Annotated in this window: 16 protein-coding genes; 11 read left to right on the forward strand and 5 right to left on the reverse strand. The window is 36.8% G+C overall.

Annotated features, from left to right (window positions below):
- Positions 1-17: 17 nt before the first annotated feature.
- Both H4J67_RS10055 and H4J67_RS10060 read left to right on the forward strand, forming a co-directional pair.
- On the forward strand, positions 18-1,106 hold the full coding sequence (locus H4J67_RS10055) for a hypothetical protein (RefSeq protein WP_182203619.1): 1,089 nt from the start codon (positions 18-20) through the stop codon (positions 1,104-1,106).
- Between the two features lie 37 nt (positions 1,107-1,143).
- Entirely contained in the window at positions 1,144-2,565 is a 1,422-nt protein-coding gene (locus tag H4J67_RS10060) for a hypothetical protein (protein WP_182203621.1), read from the forward strand.
- Between the two features lie 486 nt (positions 2,566-3,051).
- Here the strand turns inward: H4J67_RS10060 and H4J67_RS10065 are convergent, their stop codons facing one another.
- Positions 3,052-3,594 (reverse strand): DUF2780 domain-containing protein, encoded by a 543-nt coding sequence (locus H4J67_RS10065; protein ID WP_182169206.1) that lies wholly within the window; start codon positions 3,592-3,594, stop codon positions 3,052-3,054.
- Positions 3,595-4,195: 601 nt separating this feature from the next.
- On the opposite strand from H4J67_RS10065, the gene hemE reads away from it, so the two are divergent.
- The 6 genes from hemE (at position 4,196) to H4J67_RS10095 (ending at position 13,495) form a co-directional block, all read left to right on the forward strand.
- A complete protein-coding gene (gene hemE / locus H4J67_RS10070; RefSeq protein WP_182169207.1) occupies positions 4,196-5,263 on the forward strand; it encodes a uroporphyrinogen decarboxylase in 1,068 nt (355 codons plus the stop codon).
- A gap of 159 nt (positions 5,264-5,422) precedes the next feature.
- Entirely contained in the window at positions 5,423-7,990 is a 2,568-nt protein-coding gene (locus tag H4J67_RS10075; RefSeq protein ID WP_182169208.1) for an EAL domain-containing protein, read from the forward strand.
- A 194-nt stretch (positions 7,991-8,184) separates the two neighbouring features.
- Entirely contained in the window at positions 8,185-9,843 is a 1,659-nt protein-coding gene (locus H4J67_RS10080; protein WP_182169209.1) for a M28 family peptidase, read from the forward strand.
- Positions 9,844-9,948: 105 nt separating this feature from the next.
- Complete coding sequence (locus tag H4J67_RS10085; RefSeq protein WP_259368552.1) at positions 9,949-10,806, forward strand: HDOD domain-containing protein; 858 nt, start codon at positions 9,949-9,951, stop codon at positions 10,804-10,806.
- A 239-nt stretch (positions 10,807-11,045) separates the two neighbouring features.
- Complete coding sequence (locus H4J67_RS10090; protein ID WP_182203623.1) at positions 11,046-12,470, forward strand: sodium-dependent transporter; 1,425 nt, start codon at positions 11,046-11,048, stop codon at positions 12,468-12,470.
- A 95-nt stretch (positions 12,471-12,565) separates the two neighbouring features.
- The gene (locus tag H4J67_RS10095) at positions 12,566-13,495 is read left to right on the forward strand and encodes a class I SAM-dependent methyltransferase (RefSeq protein ID WP_182169212.1); all 930 of its coding nucleotides are present in this window, start codon (positions 12,566-12,568) and stop codon (positions 13,493-13,495) included.
- Between the two features lie 10 nt (positions 13,496-13,505).
- Here H4J67_RS10095 and H4J67_RS10100 read toward each other — a convergent pair whose 3' ends face one another.
- Both H4J67_RS10100 and H4J67_RS10105 read right to left on the reverse strand, forming a co-directional pair.
- Positions 13,506-14,120, reverse strand: coding sequence for a LysE family translocator (locus H4J67_RS10100; RefSeq protein ID WP_182169214.1), 615 nt, complete (start codon positions 14,118-14,120; stop codon positions 13,506-13,508).
- 48 nt (positions 14,121-14,168) lie between these two features.
- The gene (locus H4J67_RS10105; RefSeq protein ID WP_182169216.1) at positions 14,169-15,047 is read right to left on the reverse strand and encodes a DNA ligase; all 879 of its coding nucleotides are present in this window, start codon (positions 15,045-15,047) and stop codon (positions 14,169-14,171) included.
- 134 nt (positions 15,048-15,181) lie between these two features.
- Here H4J67_RS10105 and H4J67_RS10110 point away from each other — a divergent pair, with 134 nt between their 5' ends.
- Positions 15,182-15,709: a hypothetical protein gene (locus tag H4J67_RS10110; RefSeq protein ID WP_182169218.1), complete on the forward strand. Its 528-nt coding sequence runs from the start codon at positions 15,182-15,184 to the stop codon at positions 15,707-15,709.
- Between the two features lie 22 nt (positions 15,710-15,731).
- Here H4J67_RS10110 and H4J67_RS10115 read toward each other — a convergent pair whose 3' ends face one another.
- Positions 15,732-16,439, reverse strand: coding sequence for a DUF3581 family protein (locus tag H4J67_RS10115; RefSeq protein WP_182169220.1), 708 nt, complete (start codon positions 16,437-16,439; stop codon positions 15,732-15,734).
- A 111-nt stretch (positions 16,440-16,550) separates the two neighbouring features.
- Positions 16,551-16,844 carry a GIY-YIG nuclease family protein gene (locus H4J67_RS10120; protein WP_182169221.1) on the reverse strand — a complete coding sequence of 98 codons (294 nt, stop codon included), beginning with the start codon at positions 16,842-16,844 and terminating at the stop codon, positions 16,551-16,553.
- Positions 16,845-16,990: 146 nt separating this feature from the next.
- On the opposite strand from H4J67_RS10120, the gene H4J67_RS10125 reads away from it, so the two are divergent.
- A complete protein-coding gene (locus tag H4J67_RS10125) occupies positions 16,991-17,827 on the forward strand; it encodes a DUF2797 domain-containing protein (protein ID WP_182169223.1) in 837 nt (278 codons plus the stop codon).
- Between the two features lie 193 nt (positions 17,828-18,020).
- Positions 18,021-18,866: an HDOD domain-containing protein gene (locus tag H4J67_RS10130; protein ID WP_182169225.1), complete on the forward strand. Its 846-nt coding sequence runs from the start codon at positions 18,021-18,023 to the stop codon at positions 18,864-18,866.
- Positions 18,867-19,180: the final 314 nt, after the last annotated feature.

The raw sequence follows: 19,180 nt of genomic DNA on the forward strand, positions 1-19,180 counted from the left end.
AAAATGGAATTTACCTCATGGCTATTTATCAAAGAATTTTTATAGTAGGATTACTTTTTTTACTCGCCTCGTGCAGTCCAACGAAACATAGCCAAGCCTTGCAGGCATATCAGCAAGCTAAGCAAGAACTCAACCTTACTCACTCAATTACCGCATTAAAAAAACTGGTGCAACTAAAACCCTCAAAATACCAAGCCGAATTAACGCTTGCCGAAAAAGCGCAAGATAAATTAATCGCGGCACAAGTTCACCTTGCTCAGGGCGATTACTATTTAGCTTATCTGTTAAGTCATGATTCTCATCAGCACTTCCCCAGTTCCGAAAATAAAAAAGTATTAATACAAGCAGCTAAAAAGTTAGTGCCGATAATAAAAATAATGCAATTTATTAGCGAATCATTTACTAGTCGGCCAACAGATCTACCCGAACTTTATCAGGAATGTCTTAATCGACCTGTTGATGACTGGGACTTAATAAAGGTTAATAGCGTGACCAACCAGTTAACGCAAAGTAAAGCCAAATTAACCAAAGCGCTAAGTCGAATAAACAGCAGTAACCTCGAGTCAATACTACCAACAGGGTTTGCATTACAGCGTGGAATTAAAGACCAACTTACGTTCATTGAACGCGAGAGAGATTATCTACCTAAGCTCGCTAAGCACCTAAGTGCAAAGTTACTGATAGCTTTAAATAAATCATTAACAGATAACACCATCGAACTGTTATCTATGTTTGACTCTGAAACGGCAAAAAGTAATAGCCAAGCCACTTTTATTGGCGCTAGAACAAATTACTCGTCCTATAAAAACCTAGTGGTTAACCTGTCTTTAGCGACAAACTTAGCTTCAGGTGATCGCCATGCAAGTTGGTATCAAGCATGGCAAACTATGGAGAGTGAGGTCCTTGATCCACAAGGTTTATTTTTAAATTATCCTCTTCAAGCAGAGCGAAGAAGTAAAAATATAAACCGCCACATCAATGTTAACGTTACTGAACCTTTACAAGCAAAGGTTGAAGATATTGATATTAATGATTTTTATTTACGCTACCCAGGCATCAATGCACTGACCAAAAAGTTAGTAATTGATAAAGCTATTTTATTATAAATATAAGTTATTCATGAATTATAGAGGAGTTACCTTAATGCACGTTTTTCTAAAAATAGTTACCTTTAGTTGTTTTTTACTCTTTTCCTTGTTTGCTTTTTCAGCCGTTGAGGAAGTCGTACTGCCACCTATTCTTGACTACTACCCTAATTGTGAATACCAAGTCATTAAAGAAACGAGTGTTATTGGTATGGCTAAAACGCAGCAAATGGCTAAAACTACCAAGAGATTATTAAATCAATTACAACAAAAAGCGATAGATGCTGGCGCCAATGGTGTCATTATCATAGATAAGAAAATAGAAGACCTTGACGTTTTAGATGAAAAGGGTGGGCAACAACAAATACGTTTTTTTGCTAAGCTAATTTTACAGTGTCAACAGGAAAAAATAGCCACTAAAATCGGCACTCCAAATGTCATCCATCAAAGATTTACCGCTTATAATCATGAAGGGGTTAAAGCAAAAAGTATGATGACTTTCAAATTGACTTCTGCTAACTCTAGAGTTGGCAGGCCTGAAATTATCAATACTGAGATATCTTTGGCTAACGGTCTTTATGGCGTAAAGTTGGGCGATAGCTATCAACAAGTCATCAACAACTTTGGTGAGCCTAATGTGCAATTAACCATACTGGCTGATGAGTTGATTATAGGTTACGGAAGACACCATTGGTTGCATTTTCAATTGGATAAATTAGTAAAGGTACAAAGTACTTTGCCATATTTATCAGCCAGTATTTTGAATAAAATTCCTTTACTTGATTTTTTTGATGCCAATGCTTGGAAGATCAACAATAAGGTCGGTCGAAAAGCACTTTTAAAGGACGTTTATCCTGCATTAGCGTTAGATAAACCTTTAAATGAAAAGAATCAATTAGTCTTAAATAGCCAAGACAAGGTGCTAACACTAAATTTTATTGCCAGTAAAAATTCTCATACCAATGAAAAGAAATATACGTTGGGTGGCTTCTCTATGGAGCAAAGCAACTATAAAGAAAGTCGTATGCTGCCTTTTGATGATCAAGTGATTCAAAACGAGGCAATTACACAGGCGTATTTAGCCCTAGTATCAAACAAAGAGATAAATGTTAATAACCTTGCAGAGCAGCTTGGTGAAGCTAAAGGGCGGATAGTATTGCCAAGAGGGATCACTATTAATATTTATAACCAACATTTAATGTTAAAGCTAAACGCTAATGAACTTGTTGAAATTCATTTGTTGGAAGAAGTCTTTTTAAACGCTAACGATAACGCGAATTCAAATTCAAAAGCTATTTGGGCTTTGGGTGATTTTATTCAAGGGGGATCATTTGAACAACTTCAAAAGTCTTTTCCTGACGATGCCTATGAGAGTAATTATGGTATCGAAATACCGTCGGTAGGGTATTCGTTATTTTTGCTCTTTGATGATTATAATAAGGGAAAACCCTTATATGAAGCGGTAATTAGCGTATATTAATTACAGTCTACCGTCGGTAGGGTATTCGTTATTTTTGCTCTTTGATGATTATAATAAGGGAAAGCCGTTAGTATGAAGCGGTAATTAGCTTATATTAATTACAGTCTACCGTCGGTAGGGTATTCGTTATTTTTGCTCTTTGATGATTACAATAAGGGAAAACTGTTATATGAAGCAGTAATTAGCGTATATTAATTACAGTCTACCGTCGGTAGGGTATTCGTTATTTTTGCTCTTTGATGATTACAATAAGGGAAAACCGTTATATGAAGCGGTAATTAGCGTATATTAATTACAGTCTATAATGAGTCGTTAAAGATCAATATTAAGTCGTTAAAAATCAATGTTGAGTCGTTAAAGATCAATATTGAGTCGTTAAAGATCAATATTGAGTCGTTAAAAATCAATATTTGCTAATTTCACTGAAGTTATGTTTTAGTAAACTCAGTGAAATTAGCTGCAGCGATTAATCGCTAATAGATCAAGTTACCCGAGTAACTTGCCTAAACCTTGCGTTAATACTTGTTTTGCATCTTGCCCTTGTGGAGTATCTAAGTAGCTTTGAGCACTAGATACAAAGCTGCTGATCATTTCTGGATTTAAACCTAATGCTTCAAATTGCTTTTTTATATCATTAATAGACTTTAATGAATCGCTGTATTGTGAAGCTTTGTCAAGTAAACCGCTTAAGCCTTTGCCAGAGCTAAGTTCGCTAATATCAGGCATTTGACTAACAAGTCCATCGACACCCGGTAATGATTTAGCTAACTGACCAAACTGTTCTGTTGAAACATTATTTTTTACGTAATTAAAAATAGCACCCATACCGCCAGCTGCTTGTTCAGTATTAACATTTAATGTATTTGTTAATTGTTCAACTAAACCTTCAGTGCTTGGCAATTTTACACTTTGCTCTTCAACCTCGCCCATTCCAACAAAGCTTTTTAAGCTATCAAACCAACTAGTTTCCTGTGCCATAGCCGAACTGCTTAATGTTGAAATAGTTAATAAAAGGATGATTTTTTTCATGGGGGATTTCCGTAATGATTAAAAGTTATTAATAAATTAGGGCAATTGTACGACATTTTGTAGCTTAATAGGAGCAAATATATCGGTTAAATTGCTAGAGATGCACAACCCAAGAATAAGTTTTGAAGGGAGTTTAGCTATTTATACAAGCGCGTTTATTCTTTACAGAACTTACCCATTACCTATGTACGTTAGGCGTATTAACGCGATATTTTTCTTTAGGCAATAAAAAAGCCTTACAAAGTGTAAGGCTTGAATTGCTCGCTGTAGGTCTAGTTTATACTAGCTTCTTTTTAGTTATTTCTTTTATTATTATTATTATTTTTATTTGTGCACTTCTTTAACGCGGGGCAATTTATAACAAAGCGAAAAAGCGAACGCAACAACTTTAATAGAGCATTTATACCACGACTTTTTTCGTATAAAGTAACTTTTGTTACAATTAATTATATTTATTGAAATTAAGTGACTGATTACTAATCGCTTATTGTTTTCATATCATAAATAGGTCTAATTATTACAGCAACGAATTGATTTAGAACATAGACCAAAAAAATTGCTAATGGTAGAATGCGCGCATATAAAAATGGGAAGATACTTCATGACTGAATTAAAAAACGATACTTACTTACGCGCGCTTTTGCGTCAGCCTGTAGATTACACACCAGTATGGATGATGAGACAAGCAGGGCGTTACTTACCTGAATACCGTGAAGTTCGCAAAAACGCTGGCGATTTTATGTCGGTATGCCGCGATGCTGATCTTGCATGTGAGGTTACCATTCAGCCGTTACGTCGTTTTCCGCTTGATGCCGCCATTTTATTTAGCGATATTTTAACTATTCCTGACGCTATGGGCTTAGGCTTGTATTTCGAAACAGGGGAAGGGCCGAAATTTGAACGTCCTATTACCTGTAAAGCTGATGTAGAAAAAATAGGCATACCCGATCCAGAAGTAGAATTACAATATGTAATGAATGCAGTACGTACTATCCGTAAAGAATTGAAGGGCGAAGTACCTCTAATTGGTTTTTCAGGTAGCCCATGGACATTAGCGACTTATATGATTGAAGGTGGCAGTTCAAAAGCCTTTACCAAAATCAAAAAAATGATGTTTGCTGAGCCAAAAACATTACACATGCTATTAGATAAGTTAGCAGATTCAGTGATTTCTTATTTGAATGCACAAATTGCTGCTGGCGCGCAATCTGTTATGGTCTTTGATACATGGGGTGGGGTGTTATCACCACGTGATTATAACGAGTTTTCATTACAGTATATGGCAAAAATTGTTGATGGGTTAACTCGTCACAATGACGGTCGTAAAGTACCGGTAACCTTATTTACTAAAAATGGCGGTATGTGGTTAGAGTCTATTGCGGCAACGGGTTGTGATGCAGTAGCGCTTGATTGGACCATAGATATTGAAAATGCTAAAGCCCGTATTGGCGACAAAGTTGCTTTACAAGGTAATATGGATCCTTCAATGCTTTACGCGCCATTACCTCGTATTGAGCAAGAAGTTGACAAAATTCTTGCCGGCTTTGGTCACGGTGGTACTGGACATGTCTTTAATTTAGGTCATGGTATACATCCTGATGTGAACCCAGAACATGCGGGCCACTTTATAGAATCAGTACATCGTTTAAGTAAGCCTTATCATAAGTAATATAGCCATAGTTAAACAATAAATTATAAAGGAGCCTTGTGCTCCTTTATAATAATGAGTTAGCTCATTACTAATATTTTATTTCATCTAGTGGATATTTTGCTTAAATATCGTCATTATACAGAGTAAATCTATTACTCTCACCTCAAGTTGTAATGTATGACAGACCCTTTAAATAACGAACTTGATAAGCTGAACGAGAGCGATAGCTTGCTAGCAAAGGAAACCATTTCTTTGCTAGGCAAGTATCGTAAGCTCGAAGATCGTTATACTGCACTTTTTAAGTTAAACCAGTTATCTCATGACTGTGCAGATTTAAGTATGTTTTATGGTCAAGTTCACGAATCCATTGCATCAGTGATGAGAGCTGAAAATTTTTATATCGCCCTTTATGACCAAACCCTTTCAACGTTAGAGTTCGTTTACGATGTCGATGAAAAAGATGATTATCCACTAGGTAAATCACCCCTTGAAGCCTTTGCCGGTTCTATGACTTGCTATGTCATTGAAACGGCTAAATCACTCTTGGCGACCCCTGAAGTTGTGACTGAACTAGAAGCTAATAATTCAATTAAACGTATTGGCTCCGATAGCACTGACTGGCTTGGTGTACCATTACTTAATGATGGTGTTGTTATTGGCGTTATGGCCGTACAAAGTTATTCCGAAGCACTCCGTTACCAAGTAGATGACCTTGAGCTAATGGAGTTTACCGCTCAGCATATTGTTACCGCCATGACCCGTTTACACGACCATGAGCGTTTACAAAATGCGGTAAATTCTCGCACTCGCGAATTAATGAAGCAAATTAGAGAACGAGAAAAATCAGAACTATTGCAAGAGTCACTTTTCAAAATATCAGAGTTAACTAATGATGCTACGCTCCATATTGATGAATTTTATTCGATGGTTCATAATATTGTTGGTCAGTTAATTAACGCACAAAACTTTTATATTACTAAATATGATCAACATTCAAAAACACTAACTTTTGTTTATTATTTAGATCAAAACTCTACGAATGCAGCCTCCGACTCGCAGCCTAGGACATTAGGGAATGGCTTTACCGAATATATTATTCGTACCGGTGAAACTCAATTACTTAATTACCCAAAAATGTATGCCTTGTATCAACAAGGTGAGACAAAAGAGCCACAAAAAGAAACTAAATCTTGGCTTGGCGTGCCATTAATACATTCAGGTGTTGTGTTGGGAGCAATGGTCTTACAAAGTTATAATTTAGCAACAACCTTTACCGAACAAGATGCCGAACTATTGAAATTTGTTTCTCAGCATGTTGCATCAGCTATCCAAAGGCGTGACATCTTAGAAGTTGAACGACAGTCTCATATTCTTCTAGAGCAGCAAGTTAAACTGCGAACCGTGGCATTAGAAGACGAAATCAAGCAAAGAAAACAAGCTGAAGAGAAGTTACAACATACGGCATCGCACGATATTCTAACCGGTTTACCTAACCGTACTTTATTTATTAATTTATTAAACCACGCTATCGCCTGTCATAAACGAAAAGCAGATCTTAAATTTGCTGTGTTGTTTTTAGATCTTGACCGTTTTAAAGTCGTTAATGATAGCTTAGGCCACCATGCCGGTGACTTACTTTTACAAGAAATAGCCAAAGAGTTAAAAGTACTGGTTAGAGACAAAGACACTGTTGCTCGATTAGGTGGAGATGAATTTGTTATCTTAATTGAAGACCTTGAATCTAATCATGAAGCTTATGATATTGCGCAACGTATCACTGAGTTTTTAGCGACGCCCTTTACTATTGAAAATCAAAGTATTTTTATTGGCACAAGCATAGGAGTATTGTTTAATGATGAACGTTATGACAGTGCTGATATTATGCTCAGAGATGCTGATACCGCCATGTATCATGCAAAAGATAAAGGGAAGGGACGTTATGAAGTGTTTGATTCTAGCATGCAGAAAAAAGTGGAACATGCCCTGGAATTAGAAGCCGATATTCGTGACGGCATCGCCAATAGTGAATTTTCACCTTACTTTCAACCTATCGTTGATTTAAAAACTGAAACCGTTGTTGGTTTTGAAGCACTCGCGCGTTGGCAGAGCACAAAGCGTGGTTTTGTTTATCCCGATGATTTTATCCCGTTAGCTGAAGAAACTAATTTAGTCATGGCGATTGATTTTCTAATTCTGGAAAAATCTTGTCTTCAGTTAAAGCAGTGGCAAGCAATCTGTGGTCGTAACGATTTATACGTGAGCTGTAACCTCTATGGTAATCACTTTTTTAGTGCAACACTACCCGCAGATATTGAAGAAATAATTCAACGCGTGGGCATTAAACCTAGCCAACTAAGAGTGGAATTAACTGAGCGTGCTTTATTAGAAAATAGTGATTTAGTGCTAGAAAATATGAATGCTTTAAATATGCTAGGTGTTAAAATTTTGCTCGATGATTTTGGTACCGGTTATTCAAGTCTTAGTTACTTACATCGTTTTCCTATTGATGTACTGAAAATTGATCGCTCATTTATTAACAACGTTCATGAACATGATAATCATCAAGCAATCATAAAAACAATTATAGATTTAGCTACTAATTTGAATATGGGCACGGTCGGTGAAGGTATTGAAAATTTAGCCGATGCCGAACTTCTAACTGCTATGGCGTGTCGGTATGGCCAAGGCTATTATTATGCTAAGCCTATGGCTGCAGCTGATTCTGAAAAATATTTACTCAAGTAGTTTATATCAGTAATACCGCTATACCTTATCGGTAGTCACCGTACTTTCCCCTTTGACCTGTCAGGTTTAATTGCCGTTAGCGTTAACCAATAACTTTGTCACTATACTAGCGTTTTATTTTTACAATCATTATAGTGACGTTCGATATAAATCTACCGATCTTAAAAAAATTAAGCCATCATATGAAAAAACCAATGAAATTTAAATTAATAGCCAGCGTCAGTTTATTAACTATCGCATTCTTATCTGCGTGTGGACAAAGCGAAAAAGCAACGATAACTGTTGCCAAAAAAGCACCACAAGTTAATGAAAACAATATTCGAGCTCACATAGAATTTTTAGCCGACGATACATTGTTAGGCAGAGATACCGGCAGCGATGGTTACCAAATTGCGGCTAATTACGTAAAGTCATACTTCAAGCAATTAGGCTTAACACCTATGGGTGAGCAAGCCGGTTTTGAGCAGCAAGTTACCTTTCGTAAAGCGTTTCTTGAAGAAAATAGTGCTAAGTTATCGGTAATCAATAGCGATGGTGAAGTTGCGCTCAAATTTAAAGATGCGTTTATTATGTCGGGTGACAGTGTAGCGACAGAATCAGCTATATCAGCGGAAACGGTTTTCCTTGGTTACGGTGTTGTTTCTGAAGATTTTGGTTATAACGACTATAAAGATATTAATGTTGAAGGAAAAGTTGTTGTAGTCTTAACAGGCCGTCCAGACGATTTACCTTCAGAAGAAGGCGCTCATATTGGCTCGGGTAGTGAAAAATTAAAAAATGCTGTTAAAAATGGTGCTGTTGGTTTTATCACGATTCATACGCCAAAACGCGATGCAGTGCGCACCTTTACTAAAACGGCTAGTTATGCCGATGCACCACGGCTTAACTGGTTAGATAAAGACGGAATGCCTTTTGGTAAACATCCCCAGTTGAAAGGCGGAGCTTATATCAGTGCCGAGTCTGCAGCGGCTTTATTTGTTGGTGCTGAGCGAACCTTAGCGGATATACTTAGCGACGATACAAACAATGTTGCCATTAAAGGTTTTGCATTGAAATCAACCGTTGAAATGGCCAGTAAAAGTCGTCATGAAGAGATCACTAGCCCTAATATTATTGCAGCTATTGAAGGAAGCGATCCAAGTCTAAAAGATGAGTATGTTGTTTTTAGTGCCCATCTTGACCATATCGGTCTTAGTAGTCATGGTGATGAAGAAGATAAAATCAATAATGGTGCGCTTGATAACGCCTCAGGCGTTGCAATACTATTAGAAACTGCGCGTTTGTTATCAGCTATGCCTGAAAAGCCAAAGCGTTCTATTTTGTTTGTGGTGGTAACGGCTGAAGAAAAAGGTTTATTAGGATCTAGTTACTTTGCAACAAACCCAACAGTACCTACATCAAAAATGGTCGCTAATGTTAATTTAGATATGCCATTAATATTATATCCGTTCGCTGATATTATTGCTTTCGGTTCTACACACTCAAGTTTAGGACCTATTGTTGCGAGTGCGGCAGAAAAAATTAATTTATCGTTAAGTGACGATCCTATGCCAGAGCAGGCGTTATTTACTCGCAGCGATCATTACAGCTTTGTAAAAGCCGGTATTCCATCTGTATTTTTAATGACGGGTTTTAAATCTAAAGATCCTGAAATAGATGGTGGTGCGGTATTTGGTGATTTTCTTAAAAATCATTATCATCAGCACAGCGATGAAATAACCTTACCTATTCGTTACGATGCCGCGGCAAGTTTTGCCGAAGTGAACATGATGATAGGGTTAGAAATTGCTAACGGTGATAAGCGTCCAACATGGAACCAAGGTGATTTTTTTGGAAAAACTTTCGCTCAGTAAAACACCTCAATAAAAAATATAAAAACGCAGTGATGAAGATCACTGCGTTTTTTTGTTTTCTGTTTTAAAGCAACAAGCTACACTATTAATATTATTCTATAAAAAATGATTGATAACCCAATGGATGCTCACCAATATGCGCTTGAAGCCAATGGCTCTTTTGCACTTCCCGATGCCTGCTTTAAAATTAAAGCCTTAATGGAAAATGAAGACTCAAGCATTGAAGACTTTGCTAATGTGATCAGTGTCGATCCTTCGATGACTTCGCGTTTATTACAAATAGCAAATAGTGCGATTTATAGTTTTCCTGGCGAAATAAGTACTATTTCACGTGCTATTACCATTATAGGTACGCAAGCTATTTATAACATGATGTTAGTCGATGTGGCGGCAACCGCCTTCAAGCATTTTTCAAATCAGGCTATCGATTTAAAACGCTTTTGGCGAATGAGTATCTTTTGTGGTTTAGCGACTAAAAACTTAGCCATTAAAGCAGGCATACGAGATATTGAACGGCTTTTTGTTGCTGGACTCTTGCAAAATTTTGGTGAATTGATCGTTGCAAAAATAACCCCTGAGATTGCAAAACAATGTGAAAAATATTCAGCAGAACAATTGCCTTGGGTATTACAAAAGCAAGCCTTGGGTTTTACTTATACTGATATATCTGCCGAACTGTTAAAGATATGGCAAATACCTGAAAAAATCATTTTACCGATCCGTCACTTTAATGAAGCGAAAACTATTCAAATTAATAAAGATGTCAAGGTGCTCTATTTAGCATCTCGTTTAGCTTTAGTTGATAGTCATCCTGATGAATTTGATTATGACGATAGTGTTGATGACAGCTTATGCGCGAATTTAAATATTTCAAGTGATGATTTAGCTCAGGCAATAGAGTTTGCGGCAGAAGAAGCGGAAAATATTCTTACTATTATGAATGGTGGACTCTTCTCAAAATAGCAAAATAAGGCTATATGGAAGCGCACCCTGCTAAATATATGGATTTTATTAATTATTTTTCAATGACTTAGTTGTTGGTTGTCTAAGTGCAACTATATTTATACACTTAATTACTAATACCTTCGTTCTAAAAGAAGACATTAATTATAAAGCCTGCTAGCATCAAGCCATTCTTTTTTTCGTATAGTTAATAAACTATACAAAATATGCCCTACAAATAATTATAATTAAGGACATTTATGAGCGCATCGAGAGAGCAGTTTAGCTCTAAACTTGGATTTATTTTGGCCGCAGCAGGTTCTGCTGTTGGTATTGGCAATTTAGTTGGCTTTCCAGTAAACGCAGCTAAAAATGGGGGTGGCGCATTTTTAATCATGTATGCAATATTCGTATTTTTAATTTGTTTACCGGTGATGATTGCCGAAATGGCGGTTGGCCGTAAAACCCAAAAAGAACCTGTTGGCGCCTACAAAGCGTTAAGTGGTGGCAGTAGAGGTTGGGGAATCGCTGGGATCTTTGGCGTATTAACTCCATTTATGATTGCGGTTTTCTACATGGTATTAACAGTATGGCTTTTTGGCTACCTCGCGCTAACATTATCAGGTCAATTAGACTATTTAGCCAGTGGCAATGGTTTTAGTGAATTTATCAATAGCCCTTATCTATTTTTAGCGATGATTGTTGTTGCAGCCATTGTAAACTTTATTTTAGTAGCTGGTGTAAAAGAAGGCATAGAGAAAGCTGCAAAGATACTGATGCCTGCATTATTCGTTATGCTATTAATTATGGTGGTTTATGTATTAAGCCTTGATAACGCGATTGCTGGAGTGAAGTTTTTTATTATTCCAGATTTTGATAAAATAACGCCTACCGTGATTAACGGCGCATTGTCGCAAGCCTTCTTCTCGCTATCACTCGGTATGGGTATTTTAATTACTTACGGTTCGTATATTAATAATAAAACTGACATAGTTAATTCTGCTAAACTGGTTGCATTAACCGACACCGCTGTTGCCTTTACTGCGGGTTTAATGATTTTACCTGCGGTGTTTTCATTCAACCCGAATGTTAATCCAGCGGAATTAAGTGACAGCTCAGTCTCATTGATCTTTACTTTTTTACCTAAAATATTTTTAGCATTACAAGTGTCACTTGGTTATATTGGTGCGAGTGCTGTCGCGGCATTTTTCTTTCTGTTGGTCTTTTTTGCTGCGATAACATCTCTGGTATCGATTATTGAAGTACCTGTTTCTTACTTAGTCACAGAAAAAAAGCATAGCCGTAAAAAAGCTTTATCCATTTTAATGATTACGGGTGGCGTATTAACTGTATTTGCTATGGTCTCTTTTGGTATGGTGTCATTCTTTACTGAATTTACCAGTTATGCAGGCGCTTCACGCTCATTCTTTGATGTGGTTATCGACATTTTCTACGATACTATTTTACCGTTAAACGGCTTTTTATTATGTGTTTTCGTTAGTTATCGTTGGAAAAAGCATAATTTGTCAGAAGAGCTGGCTATTGGTAACGATACCTATAAAGGGTCTTGGGTAGAAAAGTACGTTAACTTTTCATTAGGCACTTTTATTCCAGTCATTGTCTTGGGTATTTTCTTGAATACGGTGACACAAAAATTCTTTGCTTTTAGTATTTTTGGATTTTAGTTTATTAATCTAGACTAAACAGGCAAACGATTTGAACGTAAAGCCGCATAATTTGTTATTATGTGGCTTTATTTTTGGCCATAAAAAATTAAGTTATGAATTCAACGCTTCAAGCACATCTTCAACCTATTTTAGTCCGTCTTCAAAATGAAAATAAGCTCGTCGATTGTCAGCGACTATTTCACGGTCGTGGCCATGCTTACCCGGGTTTAGCCCATGTTAATGTTGATTGGTTCTCACCCGTTGTGCTTATTACGCTTTACCAAGAGGTTGAAGAGGCTTGGTTAAGTGAACAAGTTATCGTGATCCAGCAGTTGCTACCACAATGTCTATCTATTCAAGTGCAGTATCGCAGCCGAAAGTTTTCGCCAAGTGAAGTACTTTGGGGAGAAGAGATTACCGCATTAAGCGCACAAGAACATGGTTTGCAATATCAGCTTAGTTTGGGAAAAGCACAAAATTCTGGACTGTTTCTTGATATGAGTAATGGCCGCCAGTGGGTCAAAGATAACAGTGAAGGTAAAAAAGTGTTAAACCTTTTTGCCTACACCTGTGCTTTCTCTATTGCTGCCATCGCTGGTGGTGCAGAGCAAGTCGTTAATATTGATATGAGTAAAGGCGCTTTATCAACCGGACGTGAAAACCATAAACTTAATAAGCAAGAGGCGAGTAAGGTAAAGTATGAAGGTGTCGATATTTTTAAATCTTACGGCAAGTTAAAAAAATATGGTCTTTATGATTTATTAATCTGCGATCCACCTTCATTTCAAAAAGGGAGTGTTAATATTGAGCGAGATTACCAGAAAATCATTAAACGTTTGCCGGTATTAATGGCAAATAATAGTGATGTTATACTCTGTTTAAATTCCCCTGATTTAAGTGAGGACTTTTTGTTAGCGGAAGTCGCTAGAGAGTGCCCTCAGTGTCAATTTCAGCATCGTATTGAAAACCCCGAAGTGTTTGTTGAGGCTGAAGCAGGTAAAGGCTTGAAAGTACTTTATTTTCGCTATGTTGAGATGTGTTAATAAACCATACTTAGCTAATCACTATTCGTGCTGCAAGTAATATCAAAAAACTGCCGGTTACCTTGTCAACAATATGGCTGTTTTCACGTAACTTACGAATGATATTACCGCGCGATAGTGTAAAGGTTACTAGGCAATACCATAAAGCATCAATGCTGCCTACGGTGGCAGTCATTATTATTTTTTGTTCACTGCTGGCATCTCCTGCTAAAAACTGGCTAAATAATGCGAGAAAAAAAATAGCAAGTTTAGGATTTAAAAAGGCAATTAAAAAGCCATCTCGCCAGCCATTTACCTGTGTTTTTACCGCGGAGTCATCTTGAGAGAACACTTGGTTATTTTTTTTACTTAATAATGATTTGACCCCCAAGTAAAGTAAAAAAGCAGCGCCCGCATATTGAATAATACTAAATATTAAAGGCGATTTAACGATAATTACCGCTATGCCTGTTGCAGTAATAGCTGCGTAAAGTGCAACACCTAAACCGTGACTAATCGCAGTTGCATAACCTTGTGACGTTCCGCCAGCGAGAGTGTTTTTGATGACTAATGCTAAACTCGGGCCTGGTGATAAAGCGCCCATCATACAAATAACCACAAAAGATAACCATAAGTGAAATTCCATTAATTATTATTCTCTTTTTTATAGGATTGAATCGTAATTTTGTCTGTTTTACTGGCTCAACGCTAAGGTACGCACACGTAAAAAGCTAGCAAATTTTGGCACACCTCGCGCTGTTTTACCAATGTATTTAAAGGTAATTGTGCTACCAATTTTTGGTGGGTTTTTACGTTGTTCGTCAGTAAAACCACTACCAATTTTAAAGAGTAAGCCTGACTTCATTTTTACTCTTATCGATCCCATCATATTTTTGTACTTGCCTTTACCTGCGATATAAGCAACAACGATCGCTTCACTATCATCATATTTTTTTAATTTTATCAGGTCTTGGCTTCTCCCTATTTTATAATAGGCGGCTTGATGATTTAGCATCAGTCCTTCCCCACCTTTTTCGACCACGTCTGCTAAACGTTGATTCAATATCGCAATTGAGTTTACTTTCTCTTGTTTTATGACTTGCCAATAGTGATTGTCAGTTGTTGCCATCTCAGCTTTCATTTGCTTAATACGCTCACTAAAAGTACCTGAATGCTTGGGTAAATCAAAAACCATAAAGCGTATTTTCTGCCAACAACTTATTGTGATTTGCTGTTTGGGGGCATGCTTTCTAATACAGCTGCTGATCTTTTCAAATTCAGCGCGCTTGCTCCATAGCTCGCCATCAAGATAGGTTAATGGCCAACCTTGAGTAAACCATTTTGGCGCATGGATAAGGTTACCTCCACGGGTTAATAAGTTTTTACCGTTCCAGTAACCTCGAATACCGTCAAGTTTTTCACTAACAAAATATTCGCTGATCTTTATCGGGGTTTTACTCTCTACTTGATAAGGCGTAGCCAGCTGAATTTTTGGTAACTCTGAGGTGTAGCCTTGTGGCCAAAGGATAAAACTGCTGAATATGGCAAAATATTTTAAGGTGAATATTTTCAAAATGGAACATCCTTGCTCATTTCTCTATAGGTTTTAGTATAGAAGTTTTTTTTGTGATTGCTAATTAATGTTAATTAAATGTACTAAGCTGTTAATGCTAGTTGTTGTTTTATTGCGAAGTTCAAGGAGGAGCTATGTATAAAGTACATTTTAAACTTTTTTTTATAAGTATGGCTTTAATTTTTTCTCAGCAAAGCTTTGCTGGGAAAAAAAACTGTCAGCGCTATGAGGATAAGTTAGCTAATATTCAGTCTCAGCAAAGACAAGGTCATAGTGTAAAACGAAGTGAACGTTTGAAAAAACAAGAAGAAAATGCTCGAAATAAATGGTGGCAATGTCAACAAAGTCGATTAAAAAAGCCCATAGTAAATAAGCAAAATAAACAGAAAAAAAAGCCGAGAAAAATATCTGTTAAAGGTCAGCAGTTATCGAGAAGTTCAGCTAGTGATGTTAAAGAAAACCGTATAGATCCCTTCGAAACATCAGCTTCGCTGGTCTTAAAATCTCGGTATCAAGGAGAAAAATTGCAAGCATGGCTGGAGTATTATCAACAGCCAAGGCAATGCTCGCGACCTAAAACAATTAAAAAGTTTGCTTTTTGTGTGGAAAACAGAAGAACACAACAGCTAGCGTTTGATAAGATGATGTTAGTAAAATTTTAACTAACATCATCTCATTAAGGGGTTACTTTAAGTACTGCGCTTTTTTATCATTGTAATGATTAACGAGACTATCAATCGTTGTTTGGTCATAATCTCTTAAGCCACTGAGTAACATGTGCTTTTTACCATGACCAATCACTTTGCCATTAGCGACTAAGTCAAAAGGTAAGGTTGCTTTACCACGTTTACCGTCAATGAGTAAGCTAGGTGTCGTTAATTTCAATTGCACGTCGGTAAAATCAACTTCATCTAAATGAATAAACATATTTTCATACATCACCATTGGACGTGTTGGGTTGATCATGACATTGTTTTCAAACATCAATTTCACTAAAATATGTGGAAAGGTATGTCCAGAGAACTCAACGTAGGCGCGGATCAAAGCATCGATCGATTGACGGTTAGTTGTACACTGTCCTGAAGCCTCTATTTTCATATATTCTTTAGCATTATCATCAAGAATAGTCGCTGATTCGACAATTTTTTCAGGAAAATTAAGTTTAATGCCATCGGTCACCATACCGGAGAAAGTAAAGCCCATATTTTGTGATAAACCTGACTTTTCTAGCACTAATGAAAAAAGTAAATCACCTGGCACGCAAAAACGTTTTGCATCGGCATCGTGCAGCGGATTGAAATCATCGGCAACTATTTTAGCGAAATCACTACCTTGCTGACGAGAAAAACTAATTTGATTATTTGTAATATTACAGTAACTTTCTAGAAACATTTTGCATACGTCTATTATGTGAAAACCGCCGTATACTAGCAGTTACTTGTCGACAAATGGAAACTATCTAATAAAAGTAATACTAAGCAGACCAGTACTGTTAGGGCTTTTCTAAAAAATTGTTGGCTTAAAGTTCTTCACTAAGGTCTCTTTTTTAAGCTTAGTAAACTTCTTTAGTTGATGTTCGCGCTTGCAAGCGAGTTGACGATTTTCTTGGGGCTCAGCGTAAACTAATTCGACCGGCCGCCGAACCCGCGTATATTTAGCCCCTGTTTTATTACAAGTATTATGCTCACCTACACGGCGAATTAGGTCGGTAGTAATACCTGCGTATAAACTGTTGTCTGCACAACGTAAATAATAAACAAACCAAGTTGGCTTGGCGGTCGGTTCTTTTTTTTGCATACAAGTTGGCTTGGCTGTAAAGGTTTTGCTGTTATAACAATAGTATCGCAATTTTTGTTACTGAAATCGATAAAAAGCTGGCTGTCATTTACAGAGTTTTATACCATGCCCTTTAAATTTCTCCATCAAACATATCGAGACAATAAATGACCTATTACGATGCAGGTGCTTTGAGTAAAATGACTGCTCAGTTAGATGAAAACGGACTCGTTCATTACCAATTACCTATAGGCGATCAGCTCATTGATATGAATGCGTTAATTGGGAAAAATATTACTTTAGATTATCAAGGTAAAATAGCGTGTCGTCATTGTGCAAGAGTAACCAAGAAAAGTTATTCGCAAGGTTTTTGTTATCCGTGTATGCAAAAGCTCGCTCAATGCGATATGTGTATTATGAAACCAGAAACTTGCCATCATGCTCAGGGGACTTGTCGTGAGCCTGAATGGGGCGTAAAAAATTGCATGGTCAATCATTATGTTTATTTAGCGAATACCTCTGGTATTAAAGTTGGCATTACTCGCCATACTCAAATACCCACCCGCTGGATTGACCAAGGTGCAACACAAGCTTTACCGCTATTTAGAGTAAGTACACGCTTACAATCAGGCTTAGTTGAAATAGCACTTGCTAAGTTTATTGCCGATAAAACAAATTGGCGAGCTATGTTAAAAGGTGCGGGTGAAACGGTTGATTTAAAAGCGAAAGCACAAGCATTATTACCTGAAATTGCAGCGCAGTTAGACGATATTAAATTACGTTTTGGTGCAGACGCCGTTGAATTACTTGACGAACCAGTAGTTAATTTGAACTTTCCTGTTGAACAGTACTTAGAAAAGATTGGCTCTTTTAATTTTGATAAAACACCGCAAGTTTCAGGATTATTACAAGGAATAAAAGGCCAATATCTTATTTTTGATAAGGGGGTTATTAATATTAGAAAATTTGGCTCTTACCAAGTTGCCTTAACCGTTGAAGACTAATTAGAGTTTTTCTGAAAATAAGTCACTTATTATTAATATAGTGTCTATACTTGAATGAAATTTAGGTCATTGCTAATATCCTGTATATTATTGAAAAACTGAGCCATCAGCGGGTGTTAGTTTTCAATTTATATGCTGTGTGTTTTATTTTTTATAAAAAAATAACCCTATATTTCTTGTTAGGATTTTTGTTATGAATGCTGTTGAATACGCCGAACAGGCGAGTGAAATATTTGTATTGTCGGATTCTTTTATCCGCATTAAAGAGTTAATTGATAACGAATCATCAACTATTGATGATATAGCGGATGTCATTTTACTTGATCCTGCCTTGTCAGCGACTATTTTAAAGCTCTCAAATAGCTCCTTTTTTAACTATCCTGGTAAAATAGACACTATTTCTAAAGCGGTTTTAATCTTGGGCATTACCGAAGTTTACAACTTAGTTATTGCTTATTTTACCACTGATGCCTTTAGAAAACTAAAAGCCAGTCCCGAATATTTAGATGACTTTTGGGAACGTAGTGTTGATTGTGCATTAACAGTTAAATTTTTAGGCACTAAACTAAACGTACCCAATGCAGAACGATTATTTATTTTAGGTTTGCTGCATAATTTAGGTGAGCTCGTTATACATCAATTTATGCCTGAAAAAGTAGAGCAATGTAAGCATATTAATTCAGATGAATTGCCTTGGACTAAACAACTACAAATACTGGGTTTTTCATTCGCTGACATTACCGCTGAATTATTAAAACAATGGCAACTTCCTTTCAGTTTGATTGAACCTATACGTTATCAAGATGAAGAGGAGTTTCAACATAGTACCGACGAAACTAAATTACTTTATATTGCTAAACGAGTCATGACATTGAACCACCAATGCAAAAGTCATTGCCAAGCCGATGTCATTAGTGATGAAAAACTCGATGCGTTATCAGTTCAGCAAGAGCTGTTACGTGATGCTAGCGACTTCTGTGATATGGAACGCTTAAGTATCCTTGCTGTACTTAATCCAAGTGCCTCTATGCTTTATTAACCGCTATATCTTTTGATATAATAACTGTGGGTGAGGGCAGTGATTTATTTAGCAATAGCTTGTCTTTGCTGAGCTAATCTCATCTAAATTTTTATTGTACTTACTTTGTCTGCGCAGCTAATACACTCATTAATCATGAGTTGGTACCGAGTAATAAACCACTGAGGTAGAACGGTCTTTGCCATCCTTGCTAATTAATTAATCCTTCCTTGCCTAACCCGCTAATAGCTTTACTTAACAAACGGGACTTACTTGCATGCTAATTATGATCACTGCCACTTAAGGGGAGAATCCCAGGCAAGTGAATGTTGTAG

The organism is Colwellia sp. BRX10-4 (genome assembly GCF_014077465.1).
GTDB lineage: Bacteria > Pseudomonadota > Gammaproteobacteria > Enterobacterales > Alteromonadaceae > Colwellia_A.